The sequence below is a fragment of the Dietzia natronolimnaea genome, assembly GCF_002289575.1.
Taxonomy (GTDB): Bacteria; Actinomycetota; Actinomycetes; order Mycobacteriales; family Mycobacteriaceae; genus Dietzia; species Dietzia natronolimnaea_A.
The window spans coordinates 1-1829 of sequence record NZ_NTGA01000080.1 but is presented as its reverse complement, the minus strand read 5'-3'; the positions used below and the strand labels follow the sequence as shown (position 1 = coordinate 1829).

The 1829-nt window shown below is 70.1% G+C and carries 2 protein-coding genes; both read right to left on the bottom strand.

Going from position 1 to position 1829, the window contains the following annotated elements; genetic code table 11:
- Positions 1-107: 107 nt before the first annotated feature.
- Positions 108-905 (bottom strand): IS21-like element helper ATPase IstB, encoded by a 798-nt coding sequence (gene istB, locus CEY15_RS17680; protein ID WP_061230105.1) that lies wholly within the window; start codon positions 903-905, stop codon positions 108-110.
- A partial coding sequence (locus CEY15_RS17675) for a Mu transposase domain-containing protein (protein ID WP_141244336.1) occupies positions 902-1829 on the bottom strand: 928 nt, incomplete at its 5' end. The genes istB and CEY15_RS17675, both read right to left, overlap by 4 nt.

Below are 1829 nucleotides of genomic sequence, written 5' to 3'. Positions count from 1 at the left end.
CTGCCCAGGGGCGGTCGTGAGACCTGCCCGGTGACGGTCACCAGATCTGCCCGGAGATGGCCATGGGATCTGCCCACAGGGGCTGGCCATCTCCGGTCCCGGGATTGTCAGGTCAAGGGCCTCACCCCCTGGCCGGCGAGTGCTTGGGTGAGGCGGATGGAGTCGCCACTGGTCTGGCAGACGTGAGCGTGATGCAGGAGCCGGTCCACTGTCGCGGTGGCGATGGTCTTGGGCATGAGCTCGTCGAAACCGGCCGGGTGCAGGTTCGAACTGATCGCGATGGCGCGTTTCTCGTAGGCGGCGTCCACCAGGCGGTAAAGCCCTTCGGCGGCGTCGGTGGCCACCGGCAGCAGTCCGATATCGTCGACGATGATCAGGTCGGCGCGCAGGATCTTGGCGATGGCCTTGGTGACGGTGTCGTCGGCGCGGTGCCTGCGCAACAGCACGCCGAGGTCTTCCAGGGTGAACCAGGAGACCTTCAGCCCCTGCTCGACGGCTTGCTGTCCGAGCGCCTCGAGTAGGAATGTCTTGCCGGTCCCGGAGGGTCCGCAGACCACGAGGTTCTCTTTGCGATGCACCCACTCCAGCGTCCGCAACGCCTGTTGAGTCGGTGCAGGGATCGAGGAGGCGGACTCGTCCCAGGCGTCGAAGGTCTTGCCGGTGGGAAATCCGGCGGTGGCGCGGCGTGTGGCCAGCGAGGCCCGGTCACGGCCGTTGGCCTCCTCGGCCAGCAGAGCGCGCAGCACCTCGGCCGGGTCCCAGCGTTGGGACTTGGCGGTGGCGAGCACTTCGGGCGCGTGGCGGCGAATGTGCGGCAGTCGCAGGCGCCGCAGGATGGCGTCCAGGTCGGCGGGCAGTGGCGGACTGGCCGGCACACCCAGCGCCGGAACCTCGGTGGTGGTCATCGGTCTTCCTCCTCAGAATCGGTGGCCAGTGGTGACTGCTGGCCCAGGGCGGCCCATCCGGCGGTGCCCTGGGTCAGCGACCGGTCCTCACCCGCAGAGTGCGACTGCCCGGTAGCGCCGGAGGCGGCGTGGTGGTTGAGGATCGAGGGCAGATCGGCCTCGGCGAACCGGTTGTGCAGGGCCGCGTGCCCGAGCGCCCAGTCGACCTCGTCGGGGTCGAACAACTTGGCCAGGGCGACGGCCTCGGCCATCTTCACGCGCATCTTCGTCGTGCCCGCAGCGGCGGCCTCGGTCAGCCACAGCCGGGCCCCGTCACCGAGTGCCAGGAACGCCGCCTCCGCGGCGTTGCGGGCGCGGGGTTGGCGGTGCAGGGCACCGGCCGGGGCGTCTGGGAAGTGCGCATCGGCAAGTCGCGGGCTTCCCGGGGTCGCCCGCAGGTGGCGGGCCACCTCCACCGGCCCAGCGGGTCCGACGTGCACCACGACGATCTGCTCACCGGCGCCGGCACCATGGGCGCGGACCCAGACGGTCTCGCCGAGCAGCGTGTGCGGTACCGAGTACTGCCCGGATTCGAACGTCACCATCGGCGAGTTCACCGGCACCTGCCGCGTGGTCCCCAGCGCCACCGTGTACGCCTCGGTCGGCACGGTGTGCAGACGGGCCCGTTCCTGAGCGAGCATCTGCGCTGGGGCTCGCCGAGTGATGCGGTGCTCCCGGTCGTTGACCTGCTCGCACCATTGCTCGCACGCCCCCTCCAGCTCGGCGAACGAGGAGTACTCACCGCGCAAGTTGGTGTCCTTGGGCACCAGGTCGGCCTTGGCGACCTTGACCGTCGACTCCGAGCCACCCTTGGAAGCCGGATCCGCGGGCTCGCACGTGAGCACCGTGACCCCATAGTGGCGGGCGAACGCCACCATCTGCGGG